The following is a 23,288-nucleotide window of genomic DNA, read 5'->3' on the forward strand; positions in this document are numbered from 1 at the left end:
AGGGCTTCTGACCTTTACAGACAGGTCGCCGGGTTCTACCCAAAAGGAGCCCTTCCCATACGGTTCCTGCAATGCTTGTCATTTTCGAGAACATCATCCCGATCTTTCTGCTGATCGTCGCAGGCAATGTCCTGCGCAGGACACCCGTCATCCGCGATGAGGCCTGGCCCGGTCTGGAACAGCTCTGTTTCTGGTTCCTCTACCCGGCCCTCCAGTTCACCACCATCGTCAACGCCGATTTCTCAGGCCTCGCGCTCGATACGATGCTGAGCGCGATTGCCATCGCGCTCGCCCTGATGATCGGTTTGCTCCTCGCCCTCTGGCCGCTTCTGAAAAACACCGGCATCATCCGCCATAGCCAGTATTCTTCGGTGTTCCAGACCGCGATACGCTGGAACGGCTTCATGGCGCTGGCCGTCGCCCAGAACATGTTCCCGCCCGAAGGCAGCGCCGTCGTGGCACTTGTCATGGCGGTCATCATGGTGCCGGTGAACATCGCCTGCGTGTTCATCGTCACGCGCTTTGCCGACCAGGGCGCCTCCTGGTCCAAGGTTTTCATGGCCATGGCGAAAAACCCTTTGATCGTCTCGGGCATCGTTGCCGTGCTCTACCGCTTCCTGCCCATCGGGCTTTATCCGCCCCTTTCCATGACGCTGGATCTCGTGGGCAGAGCCGCCCTCGGCATGGGCCTTCTGGTGATCGGCGCAGGCTTGCGACCGGGCGACCTCGTCAGCGCGAATGCTGCGCTCTGGATCGCCGTTCTGATGAAGCTGATCGCCTTCCCGGTTCTCCTGATCGGCGTGTCGGTCGCTTTCGGCATTTCGGGACCTGCCCTCAACTACCTGGCGCTTTGCGCGGCCGTGCCGACAGCCATGAACGGTTATCTGCTGGCGCGTCAGATCGGCGGCGACGCGCCGCTTTACGCGTCGACCGTGACCATGCAGACCATCCTCGCCTTCTTCACGATACCGCTCGTGATGATGGTGGTCGGTCAGGTCGCTTCGGGATAGAGCACATCCAGTATGGCCGCCGCATCATGGCGTGCATCGAGCATGCCATAGGTGCTGCGCCATTGACCGGCCAGCCGGGTTTCAATGAAGGCATCGGCAACACGCCCTGCCCCCATGCGCCGCAATTCGCCGGCAGCAGCGGCCAGCGCCAGCTGCTCGGTGAGAATGCGTGCGGAACCTTCGTCGCTCTCGCACACGCGCGCCGCAGCCGCCAGGACCTCCAGCGTTGCATTGCCCTTTTCGCCAAGATCGTTGCCGATCAGGCCAAGGACGTCGTTGAAGAGGCTGGAATTGCGCCCGAGCACGCGCAGCACGTCGAGCGCCATGACATTGCCAGAACCTTCCCAGATCGCATTGACCGGGGCTTCGCGATAGTAGCGTGCCATCGGCGCTTCCTCGACATAGCCGTTCCCGCCGAGACATTCCATCGCCTCATAGGTGATGGCAGGCCCAAGCTTGCAGACCCAGTATTTGACGACCGGCGTCATGACACGAGCAAAAGCGGCCTCTGCCCGGCTGTCGGCCGCCTCGTCGAAGGCACGGGCAAGCCGCAGGGAAAGCGCTGTAGCAGCCGCCACATCGAGCGCCATGTCGGCAAGGACGCGCAGCATGAGCGGCTGATCGAAAAGCGACTTCCCGAAAACCTGCCGGTAACGCGCATGGTGCACGGCTTCCGCAAGACTTGCCCGCATGAGACCGACGGAGCCCAGCGCGCAATCGAGCCGCGTCAGGGTGACCATGTCCATGATGGTGCGAACGCCCGAGCCGGGTTCGCCCACAAGCTCCCCCATGGTTCCATGCAATTCGACTTCCGAAGAAGCATTGGAGCGATTGCCGAGCTTGTCCTTCAGGCGCTGGAACTGCATTCCATTGTGGCGCTCGTCCTCCAGAAGCCTTGGAACGAGGAAACAGGAAAGCCCCTCCTCGGTCTGCGCCAGAAGCAGAAAAGCGTCCGACATGGGCGCGGACATGAACCATTTGTGGCCGGTGATCCGGTAAATGCTGCCCTCGACGCGTTCAGCCCGCGTCGTGTTGGCCCGCACATCGGTACCGCCCTGCTTTTCGGTCATGCCCATGCCGATGGTGATGCCCGTCTTCTGGGCCACCGGCTTGCTGGAATGATCGTACTTGCGAACCGCCACCCGTGGCGCCCAACGCCGGAACATCGGGCTATCGGACATGAGTGCTGCAAGCGAAGCGCTCGTCATCGTCAGCGGGCAAAGATGACCGCTTTCAAGCTGCGCGGTGAGGAAGAACCGTGCAGCGCGCACCTGATGGCGCATCCCGCTTTCGGTTTCGGTGTTTTCCCAGATCGAGGAATGAAGCCCGTTGGCCACCGAACGGCGCATCAGCGCGTGATAAGCCGGATGATACTCCACAAAATCCGCCCGCCGTCCGTAGCGGTCATGGGTCTTCAGCTGCGGCGTCTCGGTGTTGGCAAGCCGTGCCAGATCGAGGGCTTCCTGCGTGCGCACAAATCGCCCGAGCGATTCCATTTCCTTGCGCACCGGCTCCGAGAAGCGGTCGCCCGCCTGCATCAGCAACGGATCGCTGCGCCAGGCATTGGTTCCGGCAAGAGGCGGCGGCTGATTGATCACTTCGTGCGTCACGGCTTCACTCTATTACTCGATCCGGGGCCACATGGCTGAAAGCGTCGCGAATCGACGTTGCTTCCGCTGCCATAGTGCCAAGCCATGCGTTGCCAATCCATAAAGAAGAAAATCCAGTGAATTTCAGGGGATGAATACGCCTGTCGCGAATGCGCTCTTGCGGCCTGCCCTGGCCGGGCCTATAGCAGCGACTTGCTATGACAAACGCGCCCTTTCCGCTTTTCCCGCACCGCCACCTGCTTGGCATCAAGGGCCTTTCGCCCTTGGACATCGAAACCCTTCTTGACCGCGCCGACGCTGCCGTCGCCATATCGCGGCAGAAGGAAAAGAAGACCGCCACGCTGCGCGGTCGCACACAGATCAATCTTTTCTACGAAGCCTCGACCCGCACGCAATCTTCCTTCGAGCTTGCCGGAAAGCGTCTCGGGGCCGATGTGATGAACATGTCGGTCGCCTCCTCTTCCACGAAGAAGGGCGAAACACTTCTCGACACCGCGATCACGCTCAACGCCATGCGGCCGGACATTCTGGTGATCCGCCATTCGGCGGCGGGTGCAGCGGCTCTTCTGGCGCAAAAGGTCTCCTGTTCTGTCGTCAATGCGGGAGACGGCGCCCATGAACACCCGACCCAGGCCCTGCTCGACGCCCTCACCATTCGCCGCGCCAAGGGCCGCATCGGCGGGCTCACCGTGGCGATCTGCGGCGACATTCTGCATTCGCGCGTCGCCCGGTCCAACATCGTGCTCTTGAACGCGCTCGGCGCCAGCGTCCGTGTCGTGGCCCCATCCACGCTTCTGCCTTCGGGTATCGACCAGATGGGCGTGGAAGTCTTCACGCGCATGGAAGAAGGGCTGAAGGGTGCCGATATCGTCATGATGCTGCGCCTTCAGCGCGAGCGCATGGCAGGGTCCCTCGTGCCTTCGGTGCGCGAATATTTCCGCCTCTATGGCCTCGACGCTGAGAAGCTGAAGATCGCAAGGGACGACGTGCTCGTCATGCATCCCGGCCCGATGAATCGCGGCGTGGAGATTGCCTCCGAGATCGCCGATGGCCCGCAAAGCCTGATCCAGGAACAGGTGGAGATGGGCGTGGCCGTTCGCATGGCGGTGATGGAGGCTCTGCTCGATCCGCGTCGCAATGCCGAGGGAGAAACCATCGGGGGAGAACCGGCATGAGCGCTGTCGTCTACACCAATGCGCGCATCGTCGATCCCTCGCGCGGCCTGGATGAAAACGGCACTGTCATCGTTAAAGACGGCCGAATTCTTGCTTCGGGCACCGATGCCGCCAACCAGGGAGCGCCTGAAGAGGCCGAAATTGTCGATTGCCTTGGCCACGCGGTTCTGCCGGGACTGATCGATGCCCGCGTGTTCATCGGAGAACCGGGAGCGGAACACCGAGAAACGATTGCATCGGCAAGCCGGGCGGCTGCCGCCGGCGGCGTGACCTCCATCGTGATGATGCCCGACACCAACCCGGTGATCGACGATGTCGCGCTGGTGGAGTTCGTTCTGCGCACCGCACGCGAGACTGCGAGCATCAATGTCTTTCCCTCCGCTGCGATCACCAAGGGATTTGCCGGACGGGAACTGTGCGAGTTCGGACTGCTCAAGGAGGCCGGCGCCGTCATGCTGACGGAGGGCCACAAAACGATTGCAAGCCCGCTCACCATGCGGCGTGCCCTCACTTATGCGCGCGATCTCGATATTGTCATTGCCCATGAAACGCAGGATCCCGAACTGGCCTCGTCCGGCGTCATGAATGAGGGCCTGTTTGCGAGCTGGCTCGGCCTTGCCGGCATTCCGCGCGAGGCGGAAGCCATCCCGCTGATGCGCGACCTGATGCTGGCGCGTCTGACGCGCGGGCGCTATCACGCTGCAAAAATCTCCACCGCCATGTCCGCCGAAGCGATGGCGCGCGCCAAGAATGAGGGCGTCAACGTCAGTGCCGGCGTCTCGATCAATCACCTGGCGCTGAACGAGAACGATATCGGCGATTACCGCACCTTCTTCCGCCTGTCGCCGCCTCTGCGCGCCGAGGAAGACCGGCTGGCGATGGTGGAGGCGATCCGCACCGGCGCCATCGACATCATCATCTCGTCGCACGATCCGCAGGACGTCGATACAAAACGCCTGCCGTTTGCAGAGGCTGAAGCCGGTGCCATCGGGCTTGAAACCCTTCTTTCGGCGAGCCTGCGTCTCTATCACAATGGTGACGTGCCGCTGCTGCGGCTGGTCGAATGCCTCTCCACGGCCCCGGCTCGCCTGCTCGGCCTTCCCGGCGGCACGCTGAAGCCCGGCGCCCCTGCCGATCTGGTCCTGGTGGATCTTGACGCTCCGTGGCTGGTGCGGGAGGCCGACATTCGCTCGCTATCGAAAAACACATGTTTCGAAGGCGCACGCATGCAGGGTCGGGTCTTGCAAACCATGGTTGCGGGCCGCAAAGTATTTACCGCCTGACACGCGGGGAGCGAGGACAGCCATATGCCGGATCCGATCAGTTGGCAGCTTGCGCTGCCCTATCTCATCGCCGCGCTGATTTTCGGATATCTTCTGGGGTCGATCCCCTTCGGTCTCCTGATAACGCGCACCGCAGGTCTTGGCGATGTGCGCAAGATCGGATCGGGTAATATTGGCGCCACCAATGTGCTGCGCACCGGCAACAAGAAACTTGCAGCCCTCACCCTTTTGCTGGACGCGCTGAAAGGAACCGCAGCCGTGCTGATTGCCGGGCTATACGGGCCCGATCAGGCGATCGCTGCCGGTCTTGGCGCGTTTCTCGGCCATCTCTTTCCGGTCTGGCTTGGCTTCAAGGGGGGCAAGGGTGTCGCGACCTATCTCGGCATCCTGATCGGGCTTTCCTGGCCCGGCGCCCTGATCTTCGCAGCCGTTTGGCTGGCCGTTGCCTTCATCACCCGCTACTCATCGCTTTCGGCGCTCGTGGCCGCGGTGGTCGTCCCGATCGGCCTCTATTATCTGGGCTATGTGCAGACGGCTGAACTGTTCATTCTGTTGAGCATCATCGTCTTCATCAAGCATCGCGCCAATATAGCGCGGCTTCTGGCAGGCACCGAAACCCGCATCGGGAGCAAGGGGTGACAGGGCCCCTGCCCGGCGAGCGGCGGTTGAACGACCGTCAGCGCCTCGCCTGGCTACGGCTTCTGCGCAGCGAAAATGTCGGCCCAGCCACATTCCGCGAACTGATAAACCGTTTCGGTTCGGCAGAAGCCGCGCTCGAAATGCTGCCGGAACTTGCAGCCCGCGGCGGCGCGCGTAAACGCATCGTCGTTGCATCTTCCGACGATGCCGAACGCGAGATCACCCTCGCCGCGCGTTTCGGCGCCGAGTTCATCGCCGTGGGAGAACCGGCTTATCCGCCGCTCATGCGACGCATGGAGCAACCTCCGCCCCTGATCGCCGTGAAGGGGCGGCCGGACATAGCCCAACGTCCGACCATCGCCATCGTCGGCGCACGCAACGCTTCGCTCGCCGGCATCAAAATGGCGCAGACACTGGCGCGCGAATTGGGTGAGGCCGGCTATGCCGTGGCCTCCGGTCTGGCGCGCGGCATCGATGCGGCTGCCCACAAGGCTTCTCTCAACAACGGCACCATAGCCGTTCTGGCCGGAGGACTCGACCGTCCCTACCCACCGGAGAACGATGCGCTCTATGCGGAAATCGTTCAAAAGGGAGTTGTTTTGAGCGAAATGCCCTTCGGCTGGTCGCCCCGCGCGCGCGATTTCCCCCGTCGCAACCGGATCGTGGCGGGGCTCTCCTATGGCCTGATCGTCGTGGAGGCGGCACATCGCTCGGGCTCGCTCATCAGTGCAAGGCTTGCCGCCGATATGGGCAGGCTCGTTTTCGCCGTACCCGGATCGCCGCTCGATCCACGCGCAGCCGGCACAAATCAGCTACTGAAGCAGGGTGTCACCCTGGTAACGGAAACGGCGGATGTGCTGATGGAAATCGCGCCGCTCATCGGTGCACCGCTACCTGGAATCGAGCGCCTGGAGGAGCCGGAAATTTACACCGCGGCTCCGCCGCCAAGCGACAGCGACCGCGACAGGATCATCGAGGCGCTCGGGCCCGCTCCCGTCGGCGTGGACGAACTGATCCGCCACACGGGACTGCATCCGGCCCAGGTGTTCACCGTTCTTCTCGAACTCGATCTTGCCGGACGGCTGGAACGTCACTCAGGAGGCACGGTTTCCCTTGTTGCCGACCTCTGAGGCCAGCCGCTCCTCGTCCAGCTGAAACGGCCTTTGACCGCGAATGATGTCGCTTGCCTCGAGATAAGCCATCTCGATCATATAGGCGAGCATGTCGCACCTCTCGGCAAGCGCCATCGTTCGCAATTGACCGAGCATGGCCTGAAGATAATCAAGCGTCTCGATCCGCCTCCTGCCATAATGCTCGCCCATCCGCCGGCACTCCCTTCAGCGCGCGGTAAACCCCAGCCTGTTGCCTGTTCCCCAGTAGTCTCCATTAAGGACCCAATAGAAGTATACACAGCATTATAAACAAATAAACGAAAATTTTACCATAAACGAAAAACTGTTCGCCCCTCGCCTTCCGCAAGGTGAATTTCCCCCCGCCCCCTTGACCGCACGGGAAAGCACAGCCATTTGACGAGGCTGGATTCGTCAAACATCGCGGCATCGGGCAATCCGCAAAGACCGCTGGGACATTTTAAAGCTTATGGATCTCGTCATCGTCGAGTCGCCCGCCAAGGCGAAAACCATCAACAAATATCTGGGCTCGAACTATAAGGTTCTGGCCTCGTTCGGCCATGTGCGCGATCTTCCGGCCAAGGATGGCTCGGTTCTTCCCGACGAAGACTTCGCGATGTCCTGGGCTGTCGACAGCGCTTCCTCAAAACGGTTGAGCGATATCACCAAGGCGGTGAAGGATGCCGATACCCTGTTTCTGGCAACCGACCCGGATCGCGAAGGCGAGGCCATTTCCTGGCATGTTCTGGAAGTGTTGCGGCAGAAGAAAGCCCTGAAGGATAAATCCGTCCGCCGCGTCGTCTTCAACGCCATCACCAAGAAAGCCGTGCTCGACGCGATGGCGCACCCGCGCGATGTCGACGTGCCGCTTGTCGATGCCTATCTTGCCCGCCGTGCGCTCGACTATCTGGTGGGCTTCACGCTTTCGCCGGTTCTTTGGCGCAAATTGCCGGGTGCCCGCTCTGCCGGGCGCGTGCAGTCGGTGGCGCTGCGCCTTGTCTGCGACCGCGAAGCCGAGATCGAGCGCTTCGTGCGCGAGGAATATTGGCAGATCGCCGCAAAGCTAGCGACGCCGCGCGACGATCTGTTCGAGGCCCGCCTGACCGCGCTCGACGGCAAGAAGCTCCAGAAACTCGATATCAAGAACAAGGAACAGGCCGACGGCATCAAGGCGATGCTTCAGGGTGCCAGTTTCCGCGCCCTCTCCGTCGAGGCCAAGCCGACGCGGCGTAATCCCGCCCCGCCCTTCACCACCTCGACATTGCAGCAGGCCGCTTCCTCGCGCCTCAGTTTCGGCGCCAGCCGCACCATGCAGATCGCCCAGCGCCTTTATGAGGGCATCGACATTGGCGGCGAGACGGCCGGTCTCATCACCTATATGCGTACCGATGGCGTCCAGATGGCCCCGGAAGCGCTGGATCAGGCCCGTGCGGCCATCGGCAAAGAATTCGGCGACAAGTTCCTGCCCGAAAAGCCTCGCTTCTATTCGGCAAAGGCCAAGAATGCACAGGAAGCGCACGAAGCGATCCGCCCGACGGATTTCTCGCGCACGCCTGCCGCAATGCGCAAATATCTCGATGCCGACCAGGCTCGTCTTTATGAGATGATCTGGAAACGCGCCATCGCCAGTCAGATGGAAGCCGCAGAGATCGAACGCACCACGGTCGAGATCGAAGCTGTCAATGGCGACCGCAAGGCCAATCTGCGGGCGATCGGCTCCGTTATCCGTTTCGAGGGCTTCCTTGCCGCCTATGGTGTCGACAAGGAAGAAGAAAACAGCGACGACGAGGAAAGCCGCCGCCTACCCGAAATCCGCGAAGGCGAAACGCAAGCCTGCCGCGAGATCGACGCGACCCAGCACTCCACCGAGCCGCCGCCGCGCTATTCGGAAGCCTCCCTCATCAAGAAGATGGAAGAGCTCGGCATAGGCCGTCCCTCCACCTATGCGGCAACGCTGAAGACGCTTGAGGACCGCGACTACGTAACCATCGACAAGCGCCGCCTGATCCCTCAGGCGAAGGGTCGTCTCGTTACCGCCTTCCTCGAAAATTTCTTCGAACGCTATGTGGAATACGATTTCACGGCGGACCTGGAAGAGAAGCTCGACAAGATTTCGGACGGGCAGCTTTCCTGGAAGGAAGTGCTGCGCGATTTCTGGACCGACTTTTCCAGCCATGTCGATGGCACCAAGGAATTGCGCGTCACGGATGTTTTGAATGCGCTCAATGACGAACTCGCGCCTCTGGTCTTCCCCGCCCGCGAGGACGGTGGTGATCCGCGCGCCTGCCCGCGATGCGGCTCTGGCCAGCTTTCGCTGAAGCTCGGTCGCCACGGCGCGTTTGTCGGCTGCTCCAACTATCCCGAATGCGGCTACACACGCCAGTTCGGCGAAGGCAATGGCGAGGATGGGGAAAACGGCGCCGACGGCGACAAGGTGCTGGGCAAGGACCCGCACACCGAGGAAGAGATCACCCTGCGCTCGGGTCGCTTCGGCCCTTATGTGCAGCGTGGCGAAGGCAAGGAGGCCAAGCGCGCCAGCCTGCCCAAGGGCTGGGCGCCTGCCAGCATCGATCTTGAGAAGGCGCTCGCTCTTCTCGCCCTGCCGCGTGACATTGGCAAGCATCCCGAAAGCGGCAAGATGATTTCTGCGGGGATCGGCCGCTACGGTCCCTTCCTGCTGCATGACGGCGGTTATGCCAATCTGGAATCGGTGGAAGATGTCTTCTCCATCGGTCTCAACCGGGCCGTCACCGTGATCGCGGAAAAGAAATCTCGCGGCGCAGCCGGGCGTGGACGCGCCGCACCTGCCGCCCTCAAGGAACTCGGTGATCATCCCGATGGCGGCAAGGTCACCGTGCGCGACGGCCGCTACGGCCCCTATGTCAACTACGGCAAGGTCAACGCCACATTGCCGAAGGGCAAGGACCCGATGCAGATCACGCTCGACGAGGCGTTGGAACTGATCGCGGCCAAGGCTGGCAAGGGCGGCAAGACGGCGAAGAAGCCTGCGGCCAAGAAGGCGCCAGCGAAGAAGACGGCTGCCGCGAAAACGGCAAGCAAGAAAACCGCGACCAAGAAAAAGGAATAACGCCTTGGCGCGCAGGATATCCGGCAGCAAATCCCCCCGCTCCGCCAAACAGTCCGGCGCGAAAGGTTCCACAAACCCTCACCTGCCAAGCAGGGAAGAGGTTTTGCGTTTCATCACCGACAATCCCGATCGCACGGCCAAGCGCGACATAGCGAAGGCGTTTAATCTCAAGGGCGGCGACCGTGTGTGGCTGAAGGACATCCTGCGCGAACTACAGGATGAAGGGCTCCTGAAAAAGAGCCGCAAGCGCCTGATGAAACCCGGCGCACTGCCGCATGTCGTGGTTCTCGATATCTTTTCGCGGGATGCGGGCGGCGCCCTTATCGCCCGGCCTGCCGAACGCGACGATCAGGACGAGGGCGCCGGCCCCCTGCCCCTGGTCGAGATCAGGGCCCAGAAGACAGGCCGCGCCGCAGGCATTGGCGACCGCGTTCTGGCACGCGTCTTCCCTACGGACAATGACAGCGGCCCCGCCTATACGGGCCGGGTCATGAAGGTGTTCGAGAAGCGCCGGCAGAGCGTGCTCGGCGTGCTGCGCAAGACGAAGGACGGCGGTTTGCGCATCGAGCCGGTAGAGCGTACCCAGCGCAAACTGGTGATCGACGACGCCTTCCGCGGGGATGCCGAGGAAGGCGACCTTGTCGAAGTCGAGCCCGTTTCGGTCGGCCGCTACGGGGCAGCTCACGGCAAGGTCCTGTCGGTCATCGGCTCCCTGTCGAGCGAAAAGGCGGTCTCCATGATCGCCATTCACGCCCATGAAATTCCCTACATCTTCCCCTCAGGCGTTATCGAGGAGGCGGAAGCAGCCCGTCCCGCCGACATGTCGGGACGCGAGGATTGGCGCGACCTGCCGCTCATTACCATCGATCCCGCCGACGCCAAGGATCATGACGACGCGGTGATGGCCGAACCGGACACCGACGAAAAGAACCCCGGCGGTTTCATTGCGACAGTCGCCATCGCCGATGTGGCGAATTATGTGCGGCCGGGTTCAGCGCTCGACCGCGAGGCTCTCAAGCGCGGCAATTCGGTCTATTTCCCGGACCGCGTGGTGCCGATGCTGCCGGAGCGCATCTCCAACGATTTGTGTTCGCTACGCGAAGGCGAGGCCCGCCCCGCCCTTGCCGTGCGCATGCGTTTCACTGCGGACGGTCGCAAGCTCGGCCACAGTTTCCACCGGGTCATGATCCGCTCGGCGGCGAAACTGTCCTACCAGCAGACACAGGCAGCCATCGACGGCGAGCCCGACGACAAGACCGGCCCGCTGCTCGATCCGGTACTGCGCCCGCTCTGGGCGGCCTATGAGGCGCTGAAACGTGGCCGCAACGCCCGCCAGCCGCTGGAGCTCGACCTGCCCGAGCGCAAGATTCTGCTCAAGGACGACGGTACGGTCGACCGCGTGGTCGTTCCCCCGCGCCTGGACGCCCACAAGCTGATCGAGGAATTCATGGTGCAGGCCAATGTGGCCGCGGCTGAAACCCTGGAGGCAAAGCGCCAGCCGCTGGTCTACCGGGTGCACGATGCACCCTCTCTGGCCAAGCAGGAAGCGCTACGCGAATTCCTGCGCACTTTCGAGATTTCGCTTGCCCGCGGCGCCCAGCTTCGCCCCGCCCAGTTCAATACCATTCTTGCCCGTGTGCGTGGCACCGAGCACGAGCAGCTGGTAAACGAGGTCGTGCTGCGCTCGCAGAGCCAGGCCGTCTACGCACCCGAAAATCTTGGGCACTTCGGTCTCAATCTTCGGCGCTACGCCCATTTCACCTCGCCGATCCGCCGCTATGCGGACCTGATCGTACACCGGGCACTCATATCCGCGCTCGGTTTCGGCAAGGACGGCATCACGCCTGACGAAGAAGCCCGCCTCGAAGAAGTGGCCGCCCTTATCTCGACGACGGAGCGCCGGGCCATGGCCGCTGAGCGCGACACGGTCGACCGGCTCATCGCCGAACACCTGTCGAGCCGCATCGGCGAGGAATTCGAGGCCAGCATTTCCGGCGTCGCCCGGGCGGGTCTTTTTGTCCAATTGCCCGATTACGGCGCCGATGGCTTTATCCCGGTTTCCACGGTCGGAGATGATTATTATATCTACGACGAGGCTCGGCATGCTCTGATCGGCGAGCGGAGCGGAAAAGGCTTCCAGCTGGGGGATACGGTATCCGTGCGGCTGGTGGAGGTTGCGCCCCTGGCAGGAGCCATGCGCTTTGAAATGTTGAGCGAACCCGAGCGGCTTCCCGGCACCATGAAGTCGTTCCACAAGGCAAAGGGCGGACGCGACCGCGGCAAGAGCGCGCGCAACCGTGCGTCACAGCGCAGGAGACGATAATGGCGGAAGAACAGCTTTTCGGCGGCGCGAACGTCAAGAAGAAGCCCGCGCGCTCGGCCTATGAGGCCATGAAGCGGGGATTTTTCGGGCGATGCCCCCATTGCGGCGAAGGAAAGCTCTTCCGCTCCTACCTGAAGGTGGAGGATCGTTGCGCGGTTTGCGGTGAAGAACTGCATCATCATCGCGCCGACGATCTGCCCGCCTATCTCGTTATTTTCATCGTCGGCCACATCGTGGTCGGCGCATTCATGGGCATGGAAGCGGTGACCGACTGGCCGGGCTGGGTGCACCTGTCGATCTGGGTGCCCATCACGCTGATCATGTCACTGGCCCTGATCGGCCCGATCAAAGGCTCTATCGTCGGTCTGCAGTGGGCATATTACATGCACGGTTTCGGCGGTGAGACGGATAGTTTCGAAACACATCCCGAACAGCTCTAGGCCGGAGAGCGCCCGTGTCGGACACCCCCACGCGAATGGATGGCCTCGACAGGGCCGCGCTCGACAAGGCTGAAGCTAAGGATTTCGCCCTTGGCGGCAAGCCGATGCGCCCGCGCGATTCGGCTACCCTGATGCTGCTCGACCGTTCTGGCGACGTGGTGCGCGTTCTGATGGGTCGGCGGCACAGCAAACATGCATTCATGCCGGGCCGCTTCGTTTTCCCCGGAGGCCGCACGGATGCCGCCGATGCCCGTATCCCCGTCGCCCAGGGACTGCATCCCGACGAGGAAAAGAGACTGATCGGCAACGGCGCGCGGGCAAGTGCCGCGCGTGCCCGCGCCATTGCCATGTCGGCGGTCCGTGAGACTTATGAGGAGGCTGGCCTGCTGATCGGCGAGAAAAGCCCCTTCTCCACCAGTTCGAAAGACTGGCAGGGCTTTGCCGAACACGGCATCCGGCCTTCCCTTGCCAATCTTCGCTTCATCGCCCGTGCAGTCACCCCGCCCGGCCGAATCCGCCGCTTCGACACGCGTTTCCTCGCCATCTGGCGCGACCAGGTGGCGCTGGAACTGCCGGAGGGCGGCCCTACCAACGAGCTTGAAGAGCTCGTCTGGCTTCCCGTTGCCGATGCAAAGGAAACCGAGGTTCCGCTCATTACCCGCACCATTCTGGATGATCTCGAAAAAAGGCTGCGTGAGGACCCGGAACTAACGCCCGGCAGCCCCGTTCCCTATTACGCCATGCGGCGCAGGATTTTCGAACGGCAGCTGATCTAACCCCTGTGGTGGAACCTGCCTGAAAGTCACCGGCTTTGCCGAGCAACTCAACGGCTGTAAGCTGTTTAAAAAAGGCAGGAACCATGAGCGACAAGATCGACGCCGGCGAACAGGAGATCATCCTGACGGTGAAATCGGGCATCGTCACCGCCCTTGACCGCTTCATCGCGAGCGAAGGGCATGGCCAGTCGCGCGCAGAGGCCACAGAAGGCATCTTACGCAGCTGGTTGATCGAACGAGGTTTCGCCCAGCCACAGGATGATGGCGACGAAGGCCGGCGCCCCGAGGAACTCAACGCCGCCAACGACGATTGAACGCCCACACCGGCACCCCTGCATGACAAACGACAAAGATACGGCGAAAGCCGCGCCTGACGATGCGCCGACACTCGTGCTGTTCCGTCACGATCTGAGGCTCGCCGACAATCTTGCCCTGTCTGCAGCAGCGGATTGTGGCCGACCCGTCGTCGCCGCCTTTATCCTCGATGAGGAAAGCGAAGGCATGCGCCCCCTTGGCGGTGCGCGCCGCTGGTGGCTTCATCATTCCCTATGCGCCCTTGCGGGTCGCCTGTCGGATCTGGGTGCAGAGCTTGTCCTGCGGCGGGGCAGGATGGCGGAAACGACGGTGGCTCTCGCGCGCGAAACGGGTGCGGCGACGGTCTTCTGGAACCGACGCTACGAGCCAGCCGCAATCCATGCCGACAAGAAAATGAAAGCGGCGCTCAGGGAGAATGGCATTGCAGCCGAGAGCTTTACCGGCCAGCTCCTGCACGAACCCTGGCGCATCAAGACCGGTTCGGGCGGATTTTATCGCGTCTTCACGCCCTTCTGGCGAACCTTGTCCGAAGGGTTTGTCCCGCGCGAACCGGCCGATGCTCCCGAAAAGCTTTCTGTCTTCAAGGGCGATGTTGAGAGCGACAGGCTTGATGACTGGCAGCTTTTGCCAACCAGACCGGATTGGGCTGGCGGTTTGCGCAAGGCCTGGACGCCCGGCGAAACCGGCGCGCACAAACGGCTGGAGGCATTTCTCGATGGCGGCGGCAAGGGCTATGAAACGCTGCGTGACAGAATGGCGAGCGAGGCGACATCAAGCCTTTCGCCGCATCTTTCCCATGGCGAAATCACCCCCTATCAGATCTGGCAGCATCTCGAGCACCGCAACGACCTGACGCCGGGCGACCTGCAGACCTTCCGCAAGGAGCTTGGCTGGCGCGAATTCTGCTGGCATCTCCTGTTTCACAATCCGCAGCTCGCAGCGAAGAACTTCAACAGCGATTTCGATGCCTTCCCCTGGAACAGGGACGATGGCGCCTTACAAGCATGGCAGCGGGGAAGGACCGGCTACCCGGTCGTCGATGCGGCCATGCGCCAGCTTTGGCAAACCGGCTGGATGCACAACCGCGCCCGCATGATCGTCGCGTCCTTTCTCGTGAAGGATCTGAGACTGGATTGGCGCGAGGGCGAGCAATGGTTCTGGGACACGCTGGTCGATGCGGACCCTGCGAGCAACCCCGCCAACTGGCAATGGGTGGCAGGTTCGGGCGCCGATGCCGCTCCCTATTTCCGCATCTTCAACCCTGTACTCCAGGGCGAGAAATTCGATTCAGGGGGCGACTATATCCGGCGTTACGTGCCGGAACTCGAAAACCTCCCCTCCAAGGGCATCCACAAGCCCTGGAAGGCAAAAGGCGAAGCCTTGAAAAAGGCTGGCATAACCCTCGGCAAGACCTATCCCGAACCCATGGTCGACCACGCGACGGCAAGGGAACACGCCCTGTCGGATTACAAATCCCTGAAATCAGAGTGAGAAATACCTATCAGGCCCGCGACACGAAGTCTGCGGCGTAGCGCATCTCGCGCAGGGGCCGAACCTCGGCCGTGCAGGCGTCGTAGGTGGGATGCGCCTTGTAGGCGGCCAGTGCCGTCTCGTCGCGGAACTCGCCATAAACGATTACATCCACTTCGGTCCCGATCTGGTCGACCTTCGTGTTGATGCCGATCTCGAAAAAATCGGAATGGGGAATTTCGCCAAGCTTGCCGAGCTTTTCAGCGATGCGCTCGACATCGGTTTTATCCTTGGCGCTGAAGAAAACGATGTGGCGAATCATGGCAAGTCTCCGAATATGAGCATCGGCAAATCGCTCCCCGATGCCTGCAATGTCAATGCGCCCCACCGTCGCGCCGCAGATTCAAAATATCCGCAATCCTCCATACTCAATTGTTTCCAAAAGAAAAAGGCCGGGCACTCAATCCGGCCTCTTGGTCAGGGATGGCATTCTCAAAGGGTGATGCGATAGAGCGCGAAGCCCTCCTGCCCCTCACCTGCGGGCTCGATGGAGACGCCTTTCACATCCTTCGCGAAGCGCGCCGCCTTCGGCCCGGTCTCGAACAGTACCGACGTTCCCGCCAGCGGCTTGAAACGCCAGTTGGCATCCGCCGATGCGTTGATGGTTCCCTGTTCGACAATGTAGCGCACGATCACGTCGCGATTTGTGTCCGGTGCGGCAAAGATCACCTTATCCGGCCCGATGCCCGGGAAATTCCCGCCACCGCCACCACGGTAATTGTTGGTGGCCACCACAAATTTCTGCGCAGGATCAATGGGGCCGCCGTTGAAGGCGAGATCGACGATGCGGCTTGCATCCGCATGAAGCAGCTCGCCCTTCGGTGAATATTTGGCGGGCTGCGAAAGATCGATCGCATATGTCACCCCGTCGATCACATCGAAATTGTAGGATGGGAAAGACGCGTCGAGCAGGGTCTGGTCGGCCTTGCCCGGCTCCACCTTGTTGAAGATGCCCGCCGACATCTCCAGCCATTCCTTCACATCAGCCCCGGTCACGAGCACCGCCTGGACCGTGTTGGGATAGAGATAAAGATCGGCGACATTCTTAATCGCCACATCGCCGGCAGCGACATCGGTATAATAGTCAGGCCCGCCCCGGCCGCCCGCCTTGAAGGGCGCCGCCGCTGAAAGAACAGGCAGGCCTTTGTATTCGCCGTCCTTCAGCATATCCGTGATGTACCAGGTCTGCGCCTGGCTCACGATCTGGACCGACGGATCGTCTGCCACCAGAGCGAAATAGGAATAGAGCGGCGCCGAGGTCTTGCCCACGGCGGTGCGTACATATTTGAGCGTCGCCTCATGATCTTCGCGGACGGCATCTTCCACCTCCGCCTTGCTTTGAACCAGCGGTTCAGTCTTGCGTTCCACCCGCTTGAAGATCGGCCGCGCCTGCGAAGTGGAGCTCACGATCCGCCAGCTATTGCCTTCGCGTTCCAGAAGAAGGTCGATCAGGCCGAGATGCGAGCCCCAGAAACCGCCCATTACGCCCGGCTTGCCGTTGATGGTGCCATTCGCATTGTCGAGACCTTCAAGCCCGTCGAATTTCGGTCCCGGAAAATCCAGATGGCTGTGACCGGTGACGATCGCGTCGATGCCGTCCACGCCGGCCAGAAGCAGCGAGGCGTTTTCCAGGTTTTCGGCATATTGCATCGGCCCCATGCCCGAATGGGAAAGCGCAACGATCAGCTCCGCCCCCTCTTCCTTCATTTGCGGTACCCAGGCCTGCGCTGCCCGCACGATGTCGCGCGTCATGGCCTTGCCGGCCAGGTGCTTTGAATCCCAGTTCATGACCTGCGGCGGCACGAAACCGATCAACCCGATGCGCAAGGGGTGTTCCTGGCCGCTGCCATCCTTCACCTTCCGGTCGAGGATCACATAGGGCTTCAGGAAAAGGTCGTCGTCACGGCCGTTTGCCGCCAGCATTCCCTTGGTCAGGTTGGCGCAGACAAATGGGAAATTCGCGCCCGACATAACCTTGAACAGGAAATCCAGCCCGTAGTTGAATTCGTGGTTCCCCAGCGTCGAGCAATCATAACCGAGCACATTCATGCCCTTGATGACCGGATGCATGTCCCCTTCCCGCATGCCCCGCTCATAGGCGATATAGTCGCCCATCGGGTTGCCCTGCAGGAAGTCGCCATTGTCGACCAGGATGGAATTCGTGGCCTCCGCGCGGATCGCATCGATGATAGAAGCGGTTCGGGCAAGCCCCATCGTGTCGTTGGGCTTGTCCGCATAATAATCATAGGGGAACACATGGACATGGAGATCGGTGGTCTCCATGATCCGCAGATGCGCCTGGTTACCGGCAGCTCTTGCCGAAAAAGGGTGCATCAGCACCAGAGACCCGGCCGCCGCCGATCCCGCCAGAAAGGCCGATTTTGTCAGAAAGGAACGCCTCGACATGCTTGAAAGCCCGTGATCCATGCCGTCTCTCCTGTGGCAAAACCGGATGATTACGCTGTTGCGCCCCGACTTCCAGCAGAATCTGATGACGGTCCGATGACGTTTTCAACCGCGCCCGCTTTCAACCGAGATCCGGCCTCAGTCCCACCGCCGTACGATCGATCACCTCGCGCAGCGCGAAAGCAGAATTGATACGGATCACATGGGGCATGCCCGTCAGCCACTCCTTGTGGATGCGTTCGTAATCCTGGAGATCTTTCGCGGCGATCCGCAATATATAATCATACTCGCCCGACATGAGATGGCAGGAAAGCACATTGGGGCAGCGTTTCACCGCCGCTTCGAACTCGCTCAAGGTCCGCTCGAACTGTCCTGACAGCGAAATGTGCACAATCACAGTCATCGAATGACCGAGGGCGACATTGGAAAGCTCGGCATGATAACCTTTGATCACGCCACTCTTTTCGAGATTGTCGAGCCGGCGCGAACAGGCCGATTGCGACAGACCGACCTTTTCGGCCAGGGTCGAATTGGACATGCGTCCATCCTGCTGGAGGGCATCCAGAATGGCGATATCAATCCTATCCAGGGCCATTGTTCGAATTTCCTCCTGAAAAATTTCGTGAATTTGCAAAAACTATCGAATTTTGTCCCACTCTGCAAATGTGTTCGCAAGGACCTTCGGCGCTTTTTGTGGTCTCATGACTTATGCCAGATCAACGGCCACACGATCCCCGGAGGAGAAACACAATGCGCGTCGGTTGCCCGAAAGAAATCAAAAACCATGAATATCGCGTCGGCCTTACCCCCGGCGCTGTTCGTGAATATGTGGCCCATGGCCACGACGTTCTGGTGGAGACCGGCGCAGGAGCAGGCATCGGTGCAGACGACAATGCCTACCGCGCTGCCGGCGCGAGCATCGCGAAGACCGCAGCCGAGGTTTTTGCCAGGTCCGACATGATCGTGAAGGTCAAGGAGCCCCAGCCCTCCGAGTGGGTTCAGCTTCGCGAAGGCCAGATTCTCTATACCTACCTCCATCTCGCTCCGGATCCTGACCAGACGCGCGGCCTGATCGATTCGGGCGTGACTGCCATCGCCTATGAAACCGTCACGGACGGGCGCGGCGGCCTGCCTCTCCTTGCCCCCATGTCGGAAGTGGCCGGCCGCCTTGCCATTCAGGCAGGCGCCACCGCGCTCCAGAAGGCCAATGGTGGCCGCGGCGTTCTTCTGGGGGGCGTGCCCGGCGTTCTTCCCGGCAAGGTAACGGTGATCGGCGGCGGTGTGGTGGGCCTCAACGCAGCCAAAATGGCCGTGGGCCTTGGCGCCGACGTTACGATCCTTGACCGCTCCATTCCGCGTCTGCGCCAGCTCGACGACATCTTCAACGGCCGCATCCATACCCGCTATTCCACAGTGGAAGCGCTGGAAGAAGAGTGTTTCTCCGCCGACGTGGTGGTGGGTGCCGTGCTTATACCGGGCGCGGCTGCGCCGAAACTCGTAACCCGCGAAATGCTCTCCGGCATGAAGCAGGGTTCGGTCCTGGTCGATGTTGCCATCGATCAGGGCGGCTGTTTCGAGACCTCCCACGCCACGACCCATTCGGGTCCGACCTATGAGGTCGATGGCATCATCCATTATTGCGTCGCGAATATGCCAGGCGCGGTTCCGGTGACCTCGGCGCACGCGCTGAACAACGCAACGCTGCATCACGGTCTTCAGCTCGCCGACCAGGGCCTGAAAGCGCTGATCGACGACGCCAATCTGCGCAATGGCCTCAACGTCCACAAGGGGCGGATCACCAACCGCGCCGTAGCTGAGGCCCTGGGCTACGAGATGGCTGAGCCGCAGGCTGTCATCGCCGCTTAGCGTATTTTGCAGTCAGATGGCGTCATCTGACCTCCGTAAAAATAGGGAAAAACAAAAGGATAGAGCGGATCACCCTCCCTTTCCTCCCGAATTTGCCCGCCGGAAACGGCGGGCATTTTTCGTTCCGAGGAAGCTGAACGTCTTCCCCGGATAGACACGCGAAAACGCCGTGCGTCCTTTCGGAGGCACGGCGTTCAAACATTTGGTTCTTCCGCATTTATGCGCGTGTCAGGTAATTCCACCTGACTGCAAAAGCTCTAACGAATGAAATCGTCGATCCGGCGCAAGGTCACGCGGCGGTTACGCCAGTTTTCGTTCTGGGTCGGCACGAGCAAAAACTCCTCGCCATACCCGACCGTCTCCATCATGCGTGCCGGAACGCCGAACTGGCGCACCAGGGTTCGCCTGAGCGAGGCGGCGCGTTGTTCGGACAGGCGCTGGTTATAGCCGAAGGAACCGACCGCGTCGGTGTGGCCTTCAAGCAGCACCACAGTGCCCGGCCGGCGGCGACGCAGCTGCTTCAAGGCGTCGGCAATCTGGGCGACCTTGCGGTACTGCGAACGCGGCACCTCCGCGGAATCGAACTCGAAATTGATCGCCTGGATATCAATAGAAGGAGCGCGGCGGCGCAAATCAGGCCTGCGCTTGAGTTCCTGAACCGTAACGCGGTCCTGCGGGCGGACCCTCTGGGCAGGCGCCACTTCCAGCCGGCGCTGGATCTGGGAAGCGGAAGGCATTGAGGACTGCGCCATGGCCGCGCCTGGCATGAGACAGGCAGCAATAGCGGCACCAAGCATCTGACGGCGGTTCAGCATCGAATGTTCCTTTCAGGACAAAACAAATATGCCGGCATATTTCCTCGCACGCCCTGAATTGCCGATGAACAGCTTGTTGCCTGATCTTCAGCTTGTTCAGACATCCTTCTCGACGGGCGTATCGGCATGTCCGCCCCATTCCGTCCAGGAACCGTCGTAAAGGCGGTTGTCGGTGTGGCCGAGCGTTTCCAGGGCGAGCGTGATGACCGCCGCTGTTACCCCGGACCCACAGGACGTGACCACTGGCTTGCCGAGATCGACACCGGCTTTCTCGAAAACCGCACGCAGTTCCGCCGGCGGCAGAAGCTTTCCATCGCGCGACAGGATGGAAGCAGGAACATTGCGCGCACCCGGCATGTGGCCCGAGCGGATACCCTCCCGCGGCTCCGGCTCTGCGCCACAAAAGCGCCCTGGCGAGCGGGCGTCGGCCACCTGCATGTCGCCGTCCGCCACCACGCTCCGCATCTTTTCCAGATCGACCACGCGATCACGATCAAGCCTGGCGTCGAAGACGCTTGCTGCGATCCTCGTCTGTTCGCTGGTCACGGCACGCCCTTCGGCCCGCCATCCGTCGATGCCGCCTTCCAGCACATAGACCTTTTGCGCGCCCATGATACGAAACATCCACCATACGCGCGGCGCCGAAAAGAAGCCCGGCCCGTCATAGACGACAATCGTATCGTCCCGCGTAATTCCCATTGCGCTTGCATGCCGTTCGAAGGTGCGCGCATCGGGCAATGTATGCGGTAGCATCGCATTCGGTGCCACCACCGCGTCCTGATCGAAGAACACGGCGCGCGGGATATGTCCGGCCTCGTATTCAGCGCGCGCATTGCGTCCCTGCGCCGGCAGGTACCAGGAAGCATCGACCACGCACAGGCCCGGCTCCCCCAGATGCTTTTCCAGCCAGTCGGCGGAAACGGTAAAGCGGCTTGTCTCGCTCATGGTCCCTCTCAAGCGGCCGGCATGGGCCCGAAACGAATGCGGAAACGGCGGTTTTCGCGCCCCTTCTTCTCGATCTTCCCGATGTGGATCTCTCCCACCTCGCCGGTGCGCGCCACATGGGTGCCGCCGCAGGGCTGACTGTCGACGCTATCATCGTCCCCAATGCACACAAGGCGGATTTTGCCGGCTCCTGCCGGTGGGCGCACGTTCTTGGACTTGACCAGCCCCGGATTGGCCGCGAGTTCCTCTTCGCTGATCCAGCGAATGAAAATGGGATGGTCGGCTTCCACCAGCTCCATCAGCTTCGCGGTGACGTCTTCCTTTGTGAAACCGGCATCCGGCAGGTCGAAATCCACGCGGGAATCCTCTTCCCCCACCGAAGCACCGGTAATGGGGTAAGAACAGATCACGCTCAGGAGATGACAGGCCGTATGCATGCGCATGAGTTTCAGCCGCCGCTCCCAGTCGATTGCAAGACGCACCGTCTCACCGGCTTCCGGCAGCGCCTGTCCGGCGGCAGGAACATGGATGATCTCGTCCTTGGTCTCACCGGTGACTGTCGCCGCGATTTCCACGACAGCACCGTCAGGGCGAATCAGACGCCCGGTATCGCCCGGCTGGCCACCCGACGTCGCATAGAAGATCGTGCGATCAAGCACTATGCCGCCCCGGTCATTGATGCCTGCGACGGTTGCTTCTGCCTCTCGTAAATAGGCATCCTCGCGAAAAAGCGCCTCGGTCCTGTCGCCCATCATGCAACCTCTTCGAAGGGAACATCGATCTGCGGCGTCTGTTCGAGCCAGACCGGTGTCGGCAGGCTCTTGTCACGCAGAAACGCGGGGTTGAAGAGCTTCGACTGATAGCGCGTGCCATGGTCGCAAAGCACTGTGACGATGCGGTGCCCCGGCCCCAGTTCACGGGCCAGGCGGATGGCGCCCGCAATGTTTATGCCGGTGGAACCGCCAAGGCAGAGCCCCTCCTCCTGCACCAGATCGAAGATGATCGGCAGCGCCTCCTCATCGGGTATCTGATAGGAGAAATCAGGCGTGAAACCATCGAGATTGGCGGTAATACGGCCCTGCCCGATGCCTTCGGTGATCGAGCTGCCCTCCGATTTGAGCTCGCCGCTCGTATAATAGCTGTAAAGGGCAGCCCCCATCGGGTCGGCAAGAGCGATCTTCACGCCGCTGGTGCGGCTGCGCAAGCCCTCGGCAACGCCCGCAAGCGTGCCTCCCGTGCCGACGGCCGAGACAAAGCCATCCACCTTGCCATCCGTCTGATCGAAGATTTCGGCTGCCGTCGTGTTCACATGACCGTTGCGGTTGGCGACATTGTCGAACTGGTTGGCCCAGATCGCGCCGTTCGGTTCGGTCCGGGCCAGCTGTTCGGCCAGTCGTCCCGACACTTTCACATAATTGTTCGGGTTCTTGTAAGGCACAGCCGGCACTTCGATCAGCTCCGCTCCCAGGAGGCGAAGGGCATCCTTCTTCTCCTGGCTCTGGGTTTCGGGGATGACGATGACCGTACGGTATCCGAGGGCCTTGGCAACGAGCGTCAGCCCGATGCCGGTATTGCCTGCCGTCCCCTCCACGATGACCCCACCAGGACGCAGAAGACCACGCTTTTCCGCATCGCGAATGATGAAGAGCCCCGCCCGGTCCTTCACCGATTGACCGGGATTCATGAATTCGGCCTTGCCGAAGATCTCGCATCCCGTCTCCTCGGATGCCCGCCTCAGGCGGATCAGCGGCGTGTTTCCGATGGCATCTACGACGGAGTTCTTCATGGCGACCTCATATGATTTTGACGGAGGGTAAGAAGCTCGCCCGGAACTGGCAAGGTGGGATTTTGCGCCACATGGCTCCAACGCGCAAAGCCAGTGCCTCCAAGAGACAGGCCCGGCAAGCAAATTTTCAGGCAACCCGTTTCCAGCGCAT

Annotated in this window: 21 protein-coding genes; 12 read left to right on the forward strand and 9 right to left on the reverse strand. The window is 61.5% G+C overall.

The features are described 5' to 3' along the window. Window positions 1–71 precede the first annotated feature (71 nt). A complete protein-coding gene (locus NA8A_RS03825; RefSeq protein WP_009756036.1) occupies window positions 72–1,010 on the forward strand; it encodes an AEC family transporter in 939 nt (312 codons plus the stop codon). On the opposite strand, the gene NA8A_RS03830 is transcribed toward NA8A_RS03825, so the two are convergent. Next, entirely contained in the window at window positions 992–2,620 is a 1,629-nt protein-coding gene (locus tag NA8A_RS03830) for an acyl-CoA dehydrogenase family protein (RefSeq protein ID WP_009756037.1), read from the reverse strand. The two genes, NA8A_RS03825 and NA8A_RS03830, sit on opposite strands and share 19 nt — an antisense overlap. Before the next feature lie 197 nt (window positions 2,621–2,817). Between NA8A_RS03830 and NA8A_RS03835 the strand changes: the two genes are divergently transcribed. Genes NA8A_RS03835 through dprA form a run of 4 tightly spaced genes read left to right on the forward strand, consistent with a single transcriptional unit; the run spans window position 2,818 to window position 6,847 of the window. Further along, entirely contained in the window at window positions 2,818–3,795 is a 978-nt protein-coding gene (locus NA8A_RS03835) for an aspartate carbamoyltransferase catalytic subunit (RefSeq protein WP_009756038.1), read from the forward strand. Then, on the forward strand, window positions 3,792–5,078 hold the full coding sequence (locus NA8A_RS03840; protein ID WP_009756039.1) for a dihydroorotase: 1,287 nt from the start codon (window positions 3,792–3,794) through the stop codon (window positions 5,076–5,078). Before NA8A_RS03835 ends, NA8A_RS03840 begins: the two co-directional genes overlap by 4 nt. 24 nt (window positions 5,079–5,102) lie before the next feature. After that, entirely contained in the window at window positions 5,103–5,717 is a 615-nt protein-coding gene (gene plsY / locus NA8A_RS03845) for a glycerol-3-phosphate 1-O-acyltransferase PlsY (protein ID WP_009756040.1), read from the forward strand. After that, window positions 5,714–6,847 (forward strand): DNA-processing protein DprA, encoded by a 1,134-nt coding sequence (gene dprA, locus NA8A_RS03850; protein WP_009756041.1) that lies wholly within the window; start codon window positions 5,714–5,716, stop codon window positions 6,845–6,847. The genes plsY and dprA overlap by 4 nt, the downstream gene beginning before the upstream one ends. Here dprA and NA8A_RS03855 read toward each other — a convergent pair. Then, window positions 6,812–7,039, reverse strand: coding sequence for a hypothetical protein (locus NA8A_RS03855; RefSeq protein WP_009756042.1), 228 nt, complete (start codon window positions 7,037–7,039; stop codon window positions 6,812–6,814). The two genes, dprA and NA8A_RS03855, sit on opposite strands and share 36 nt — an antisense overlap. Before the next feature lie 277 nt (window positions 7,040–7,316). Between NA8A_RS03855 and topA the strand changes: the two genes are divergently transcribed. The 6 genes from topA (at window position 7,317) to NA8A_RS03885 (ending at window position 15,280) form a co-directional block, all read left to right on the forward strand. After that, window positions 7,317–9,935 carry a type I DNA topoisomerase gene (topA, locus tag NA8A_RS03860; protein ID WP_009756043.1) on the forward strand — a complete coding sequence of 873 codons (2,619 nt, stop codon included), beginning with the start codon at window positions 7,317–7,319 and terminating at the stop codon, window positions 9,933–9,935. A gap of 4 nt (window positions 9,936–9,939) precedes the next feature. Beyond that, complete coding sequence (gene rnr, locus NA8A_RS03865) at window positions 9,940–12,258, forward strand: ribonuclease R (RefSeq protein ID WP_040671697.1); 2,319 nt, start codon at window positions 9,940–9,942, stop codon at window positions 12,256–12,258. Then, window positions 12,258–12,698: a DUF983 domain-containing protein gene (locus tag NA8A_RS03870; protein WP_009756045.1), complete on the forward strand. Its 441-nt coding sequence runs from the start codon at window positions 12,258–12,260 to the stop codon at window positions 12,696–12,698. The genes rnr and NA8A_RS03870 overlap by 1 nt, the downstream gene beginning before the upstream one ends. A 35-nt stretch (window positions 12,699–12,733) precedes the next feature. Further along, a complete protein-coding gene (locus NA8A_RS03875) occupies window positions 12,734–13,474 on the forward strand; it encodes an NUDIX hydrolase (RefSeq protein WP_009756046.1) in 741 nt (246 codons plus the stop codon). 83 nt (window positions 13,475–13,557) lie between these two features. After that, window positions 13,558–13,788, forward strand: a complete 231-nt coding sequence (locus NA8A_RS03880; protein ID WP_009756047.1) for a hypothetical protein — start codon at window positions 13,558–13,560, stop codon at window positions 13,786–13,788. 22 nt (window positions 13,789–13,810) lie between these two features. Next, window positions 13,811–15,280, forward strand: a complete 1,470-nt coding sequence (locus tag NA8A_RS03885) for a cryptochrome/photolyase family protein (protein ID WP_009756048.1) — start codon at window positions 13,811–13,813, stop codon at window positions 15,278–15,280. 10 nt (window positions 15,281–15,290) lie between these two features. Here the strand turns inward: NA8A_RS03885 and NA8A_RS03890 are convergent, their stop codons facing one another. From NA8A_RS03890 to NA8A_RS03900, 3 genes are all read right to left on the reverse strand, one after another. Beyond that, the gene (locus tag NA8A_RS03890; protein ID WP_009756049.1) at window positions 15,291–15,581 is read right to left on the reverse strand and encodes a Dabb family protein; all 291 of its coding nucleotides are present in this window, start codon (window positions 15,579–15,581) and stop codon (window positions 15,291–15,293) included. 170 nt (window positions 15,582–15,751) lie between these two features. Next, on the reverse strand, window positions 15,752–17,746 hold the full coding sequence (locus NA8A_RS03895) for a bifunctional 2',3'-cyclic-nucleotide 2'-phosphodiesterase/3'-nucleotidase (RefSeq protein WP_009756050.1): 1,995 nt from the start codon (window positions 17,744–17,746) through the stop codon (window positions 15,752–15,754). A gap of 100 nt (window positions 17,747–17,846) precedes the next feature. After that, window positions 17,847–18,320 (reverse strand): Lrp/AsnC family transcriptional regulator, encoded by a 474-nt coding sequence (locus NA8A_RS03900; RefSeq protein ID WP_009756051.1) that lies wholly within the window; start codon window positions 18,318–18,320, stop codon window positions 17,847–17,849. Window positions 18,321–18,475: 155 nt separating this feature from the next. Here NA8A_RS03900 and ald point away from each other — a divergent pair, with 155 nt between their 5' ends. Continuing rightward, window positions 18,476–19,591: an alanine dehydrogenase gene (gene ald / locus NA8A_RS03905; RefSeq protein ID WP_009756052.1), complete on the forward strand. Its 1,116-nt coding sequence runs from the start codon at window positions 18,476–18,478 to the stop codon at window positions 19,589–19,591. Window positions 19,592–19,848: 257 nt separating this feature from the next. Here the strand turns inward: ald and NA8A_RS03915 are convergent, their stop codons facing one another. The 4 genes from NA8A_RS03915 to NA8A_RS03930 all read right to left on the reverse strand — a co-directional run bounded on the left by NA8A_RS03915 (window position 19,849) and on the right by NA8A_RS03930 (window position 23,137). Then, window positions 19,849–20,406, reverse strand: coding sequence for an OmpA family protein (locus NA8A_RS03915; protein WP_009756053.1), 558 nt, complete (start codon window positions 20,404–20,406; stop codon window positions 19,849–19,851). 96 nt (window positions 20,407–20,502) lie between these two features. Then, complete coding sequence (gene sseA / locus NA8A_RS03920) at window positions 20,503–21,351, reverse strand: 3-mercaptopyruvate sulfurtransferase (protein WP_009756054.1); 849 nt, start codon at window positions 21,349–21,351, stop codon at window positions 20,503–20,505. An 8-nt stretch (window positions 21,352–21,359) separates the two neighbouring features. Further along, on the reverse strand, window positions 21,360–22,103 hold the full coding sequence (locus NA8A_RS03925) for an alanyl-tRNA editing protein (RefSeq protein ID WP_009756055.1): 744 nt from the start codon (window positions 22,101–22,103) through the stop codon (window positions 21,360–21,362). After that, complete coding sequence (locus NA8A_RS03930) at window positions 22,103–23,137, reverse strand: cysteine synthase A (protein ID WP_009756056.1); 1,035 nt, start codon at window positions 23,135–23,137, stop codon at window positions 22,103–22,105. Before NA8A_RS03930 ends, NA8A_RS03925 begins: the two co-directional genes overlap by 1 nt. Between the last annotated feature and the right edge of the window lie 151 nt (window positions 23,138–23,288).

The sequence above is a fragment of the Nitratireductor indicus C115 genome (assembly GCF_000300515.1).
Classification (GTDB): Bacteria; Pseudomonadota; Alphaproteobacteria; order Rhizobiales; family Rhizobiaceae; genus Nitratireductor; species Nitratireductor indicus.